This window comes from Streptomyces sp. NTH33, assembly GCF_003236365.1.
Taxonomy (GTDB): Bacteria; Actinomycetota; Actinomycetes; order Streptomycetales; family Streptomycetaceae; genus Streptomyces.
The window spans coordinates 1-5637 of sequence record NZ_POTZ01000446.1 but is presented as its reverse complement, the minus strand read 5'-3'; the positions used below and the strand labels follow the sequence as shown (position 1 = coordinate 5637).

Annotated in this window: 6 protein-coding genes; 1 reads left to right on the top strand and 5 read right to left on the bottom strand. The window is 72.4% G+C overall.

The features are described 5' to 3' along the window. From C1I97_RS30055 to C1I97_RS30045, 3 genes are all read right to left on the bottom strand, one after another. The coding region (locus C1I97_RS30055) for a zf-HC2 domain-containing protein (RefSeq protein WP_111006251.1) at nt 1–621 on the bottom strand (621 nt) is incomplete at its 3' end. Nucleotides 622–762: 141 nt separating this feature from the next. Next, the gene (locus C1I97_RS30050) at nt 763–1281 is read right to left on the bottom strand and encodes a hypothetical protein (RefSeq protein WP_111006250.1); all 519 of its coding nucleotides are present in this window, start codon (nt 1279–1281) and stop codon (nt 763–765) included. Between the two features lie 139 nt (nt 1282–1420). Beyond that, entirely contained in the window at nt 1421–1969 is a 549-nt protein-coding gene (locus C1I97_RS30045; protein ID WP_111006249.1) for a sigma-70 family RNA polymerase sigma factor, read from the bottom strand. Nucleotides 1970–2200: 231 nt separating this feature from the next. Between C1I97_RS30045 and C1I97_RS30040 the strand changes: the two genes are divergently transcribed. Then, nucleotides 2201–3382, top strand: a complete 1182-nt coding sequence (locus C1I97_RS30040; RefSeq protein WP_111006248.1) for a CapA family protein — start codon at nt 2201–2203, stop codon at nt 3380–3382. Nucleotides 3383–3521: 139 nt separating this feature from the next. Here the strand turns inward: C1I97_RS30040 and C1I97_RS30030 are convergent, their stop codons facing one another. Both C1I97_RS30030 and C1I97_RS30025 read right to left on the bottom strand, forming a co-directional pair. After that, nucleotides 3522–4934 carry an amino acid permease gene (locus C1I97_RS30030; protein ID WP_111006247.1) on the bottom strand — a complete coding sequence of 471 codons (1413 nt, stop codon included), beginning with the start codon at nt 4932–4934 and terminating at the stop codon, nt 3522–3524. Between the two features lie 129 nt (nt 4935–5063). Further along, complete coding sequence (locus C1I97_RS30025; protein WP_111006246.1) at nt 5064–5561, bottom strand: universal stress protein; 498 nt, start codon at nt 5559–5561, stop codon at nt 5064–5066. Between the last annotated feature and the right edge of the window lie 76 nt (nt 5562–5637).

Here is a 5637-nt window from a genome sequence, read left to right as displayed (position 1 = left end):
CCCCTGTGCCGTGCGCACCTCGAAGTGGTCGATCTCGCCCGGGTGCATCGACGTGCCGCCGGCCATCCTGTGCGCCCGGCCGTCGTGCGCCGGCACCTTCCAGGTGGTCACCGTCTGCTCCGAGCCGTCGCGGCCGAACACGACCAGCCGGCAGGAGTGGGGACCGGCCCCGTCCCTGACCCGCACCTCGATGTCGCTGCCCCAGTCCCGGTCCGCGGCCCTGACCTCGGCCCACACGCCGGTGCCCGCGTCGGTGGCCGCCACCTGAACGGGCCCGTCACCGTGTCCGGCGAGGGCCGTCACCGACGGACCGCCCACGGCGAGCACCACCGAGGCGGCCAGGCCGTACAGCAGACGCCGCCGTCCGGCCCGGCGCCTGCGCGCCACTTCACCGACCAGCCGGTCCAGCAGCCTGGGGCCGGGCTGGGTCATGGGGTGCACGAAGCGCGGCGTGGCCCTGCGGTACAGCATCAGCTGCCGTGCCGTCGGTCCGAACTCGGTGACGTGCGCCGCGCAGCGAGGGCACTCCATGAGGTGGTCCTCGAAGCGGAATGCCTCCGCCTCGTCCAGCACGCCGAGCGCGTACGCGCCGACGTCGCCATGCCTTTCCAGGGACCTCATGCCGAATCCTCGTGCCTATGTGTGTGGGTGGGGTTACTCCTTGCTCCCACCCGTACGCAGCGGACAGTCGAATCACTCAAGACACGCACCGAATCGTAATCAAGGGATTCGGAGCGGCCGGGCCCGCGGATTGGTCGGAATCTAAAAAAGATGGATGGCGAGATGTCCGAGGGGCAGTCCGAGCTGCCAGGCGGGCGTCCACACCTGCGGTCCCTCGTCCTCGCCGGCCGCCCCCGCCGGGCCGCCCGGCACCGCGTCCAGGTCGGGTGCGAGCAGCTCGGTCTCCTCCAGCCACCGCCAGGCCGCCTCGGCCAGCGCCAGGTCGGGGGAGCGCACCCCGCGGGCGTGCGCGTCGGCCGCGAGGTCGGCCATCCGCTCGCACACCCAGTCCTGCCACGGCTGGTCGTACGCGGTCAGCGACAGCCAGGTCTCCAGCTGCGAGACCACCTGGATGCCGGAGAGCTCGCCGTCGGTGTCGGAGAGGAAGACGGTGAGCGCCAGCGCGTCCCGCCCGGCGCGGAACTCGACGGACGTCGGCGGCATCAGGTCGCCGGTCCGCAGCAGTTCGTCCGCGATGTACTCGGCGTACAACCACGCCATGGGGACGGCCAGTTCACCGCCGCCGTGACCGTCCGTGCTCTCTTGACCTCTGTGCTGCATCCCTTCCTGCCTTCCTCCGGTGCGTGCTCCTGGCCGACCCCGGACGGGGGCCTCGTCCGGAACACGGATGAGGACAGCCGATTACTCAACGGAGGTCCGCAGCAAGGCGCTTTGCGAAGGCTTGACCCTGTGGTCGGTTTCACCGCAGGTCGGCCGCATAGCCCGGGAGCATCCGGCGCAGGGCGCGCAGCGCGTAGAACGCGCGGGACTTCACGGTACCGGGCGGGATCCCCAGCGTCCGGGCGGCCTCCGCCACACTCGCCCCCTGGAAGTACACCAGCACCAGGACTTCACGGTGCTCCGGAGTGAGAGTCTTCACAGCCTCTCGCACGTCGAGCATCGCGGCGGCCCGCTCGGCGTGGTCGGCGATGACCCGCGCGTTCTCCAGGTCGGCGTCCCCGACCTCCGGCGGCCGCGCCTGCCGGGCCCGGCGCGCGTCGATGGCGAGCCGGCGCGCGACGGTCAGCAGCCAGGGCCGTACGGAGTCGAAGGCGTCGGCGCGCAGCGCCTCGGGGTGCTGCCAGGCGCGTACGAGCGTCTCCTGCAACAGGTCCTCGGCGCGCTGGCGGTCGCCGTCGCACAGGCGCAACAGCAGCGCGAACAGCGGCCGGCCGTGCTCGCGCTGCAGGGCGGCGAGCTCGTGCTCGGCGGTCGTCGTGGCGTGCGGGAGAGTGGTTCCGGCCGTCATGGCCGTATGGCATCGCAAGGGGTCGTGCGGGGACAGGGCACGCACACCGCTGTGCGACGGACGGTCGATCGCGTCGACGAACGGTTCGACGAACGGTCGTCAGCCCCTTCGGGAAGGGCCGTCAGTCCCTCGCTGTCCACCGGACGGGCCAACGACGCGCTGATCCCGTTTGCGGAGGCCGTCAGGTTCGTACTCATTTGTCTGTCCATACGACCGCTGTGGGGTGAACCGATGATCGCACGCAGACGGCGGGTGGGCCTGGTCGTGACGGCCCTCCTCGCCGCGGCCGCCGCCTGCCAGAACCATCACAGGGAACAGCAGCACGCTCCGCCCGGACGGCCTGCTCCGTCGGCGTCGCACGCCGCGGCGGAGCCCGGCACGGCGGCGCCCGGCGCGTTCACGCTCGTCGCCTCCGGCGGCATCCTGCCGGACCCCTCGGTCATCGACAGGGCCGGCTTCGACGGAGGCGGCGCGGGCTACGACTTCCGGCCGATGCTCGAGGGCGCCCGATCCGTCGTCTCCCGGGCCGATCTGGCGCTGTGCCATCTGGACACCGCCTTCGGCGAGAGCACCCCCTACACCGGCGTTCTCCGCCACACGCCCCCGCCCGAGCTGGCACAGGCGCTCGCCGCGACGGGCTACGACAGCTGCTCCACCGCCTCCGAGTACACCCTGGACGCCGGAGCCGACGGCGTCCGGCGCACCCTGGAGGCCCTCGACCGCACGGGGGTGCGGCACGCCGGGTCGGCACGCGACGAGGTCGAGGCGCGCGGCACGCTCCTGCGGGCCGGCGGCGCGACGGTCGCCCACCTGGCCTACACCGCCGGCTCGAACGGTCCGCTCCCGCCCGGGCAGCCGTGGGCCGTCCGCCTGATCGACGTGGGCTGGATCGTCGCCGACGCGAGAGCCGCCCGCGCGGCGGGCGCCGATGTCGTGGTCCTGTCCTTGCACTGGGGCCCGGCCTGGCAAGAGGGGCCCGACGAGCAACAGGTCGCCCTGGCCCGGCAACTCACCGCATCGCAGACCGGCGGCCGGCCCGACATCGACCTGATCCTCGGGACCCACGCCCACGTCCCCCAGCCGTACGAGAAGGTCAACGGCACCTGGGTGGTCTACGGCGCGGGCGACCAGATCGCCGGGCAGCCGGCCGGCGAACCCGGCCCGCGGGACCCGCGCGCCCGCCAGAGCACCCTGGCCCGCTTCACCTTCGCCCCGCCCGACCGGCCGGGCGGGCGCTGGGAGGTGACCCGGGCCGAGTTCGTCCCCGGGATGTTCGACTCGGAGGCCGGCCGGGTGGTGAACGTGGGTGAGGCCATCGTCCGGGGCGCCGACCTGCAGGGTGTGCGGGACCGGATCCAGACCGTGGTGTTCAGCCGGGGCGCGGCGAAGGACGGCCTGGTGATGGGGCGGTGAGCGCGGCCCGGCCCGCGTCCGTGAGCCGGATCGGCGACGAGTGCCGGTGGGCCGGGTTCGGCACGCTCCCCACCAGGCCGCGCGCTCCCGCCCCGCTGACGCCGGGCGTCCGCCCCGCTGAGGCCCGGCGTCCGCCCCGTCAGCGCCTGGCCAGTTCCGAGCGCTTGTACGAGTACGTGAAGTAGATCACGCACCCGATCAGGAACCACACGGCGAACCGCACCCAGGTCTCCCACTTCAGGAACGTGATCAGCCAGATCGAGAAGACCACACCCAGCGCCGGCACGAACGGCATCCACGGCGTACGGAAGCCGCGCGGCAGGTCCGGCTGCCGGTAGCGCAGCACGATCACCGCCGTGCACACCACCACGAACGCCAGCAGGATGCCGATGTTGGTCAGCTCGGCCGCCTCCGCGATCGGCAGGAATCCGGCGATGCCGGCCGACGCCACCCCGACGATCCACGTCACCCGCGTCGGCACGTGCCGCGTCGGGTGCGTCTTCGCGAACCACTTGGGCAGCAGCCCGTCCCGGGACATGGAGAACCACACCCGGGTCACGCCCAGCATGAACGTGAACATCACGGTGAGGATGCCGATGATCGCGCCCACCGCGATCAGGTCCGCCAGCCGGCTCAGCCCCACCGACTTGAACGCGGTCGAGAAGCCGCTCTCCTTGTTGATGTGCTTGTAGTTCTGCATGCCGGTCAGCACCAGGCAGGCCGCCACGTACAGCACCATGGCGATCGCCAGCGAGTAGATGATCGCCTTCGGCATGTGCCGCCGCGCGTCCTTGGACTCCTCGGCGGCCGTCGACATCGCGTCGTAGCCGAAGACCGCGAAGAACACGGTCGCCGCGCCGGTGAACGCCCCGCTCACCCCGTAGGGGAAGAACGGGTGGTAGTTGGCGGTGTTGATGTGGAAGACGCCGACCAGGATCACCACCAGCACGACCAGCACCTTCAGCCCCACCACGAGTGTCTCGAAGCGGGCCGCGCTGCGGATGCCGAGGGTCAGCAGCCAGGCGATGAGCAGGCACAGGATCGCCGCGAACAGGTCGACCTTGTGCCCGGGGCCGGTGCCGGGCGCGCCCAGCATCCAGGCGGGCAGGTGCGCGCCCATGTTCTCGACCAGGAAGCTGAAGTAGCCGGAGATGCCGATCGCGACCACCGCCACGATCGCCGTGTACTCCAGCAGCAGGTCCCAGCCGATGAACCAGCCGGCGAACTCGCCGAGCACCGCGTAGCCGTAGGTGTAGGCCGAGCCCGCCTTCGGGATCAGTCCCGCGAACTCGGCGTACGACAGGGCCGCCGCCGCACTGGCCACGCCCGCGATGAGGAAGGACACCAGCACCGCGGGCCCCGCCGTGCCGTTGGCCACCGTTCCGGCGAGGGTGAAGATGCCCGCGCCGATGATGCCGCCCACGCCGATCGCGGTCAGCTGCCACAGCCCCAGCGACCGCTCCAGCCGCGGCCCCTCGCCGGCTTCCGTCTCCTCGATGTGTTCGATGGGTTTACGGCGCAGAATTCCCTCGCCCGCCCGGAGTCCGGCCATGTGCCTCACCTCTTCGCCTACGGCAACGGCTGACGGCGGACGATGATGGCTCAGCACCGCCGGGTCGGGAAAGACCGCCCCGCACGCGGCCGGACCGCGAGGAGGCGGCAGCCGGTCCGCCCCACCGGGCTACGGCACCACCGTCACCGGCCATCGTCCCGCCTTGACCAGGCGGACCGCGACCGAGCCGACGATCCGGTGGCCGGCCTGCTCGGAGGCGCCCACCACCACCGCGTCCGCCTTCAGCTCGTCGGCGGCCCGCACCAGGCCGTTGTACGGGTCGCCGTGGAACGTGTGGAACTCCCAGCGGACCTCGAACGCCCCCTTCAGCCGTTCGGCCGCCTCCCGGATCTGCCGCACGAGGTCCTCGGCGATCTCGTGGGCGGTCCCGGCCACCGGCACGCCCAGCGCCGCCCCCGCCGTCAGCGCCGGCTGCACGTACACCACGGCGAGCAGCGCGCCCTGCCGCCGGGCGAGACCGGCGGCGTACGCGGCGGCCCGCATCGAGGAGTCGGAGCCGTCCATCCCGACGACGATGACCTTCGGCCCGTCCGTCCCCCGCTCGAACCGGTGCACCTGCCGCTCGTCCCGCTCGCCCCGCTCGTGCTGCCCGTGCTGTTCCGCCACGCTCGCGAGGCTATCGGAACGGCCGCTTCCCGCCGCCGGGCGGGGACCTCTCGCCGGGCGGGGGTCTCTCGACGGG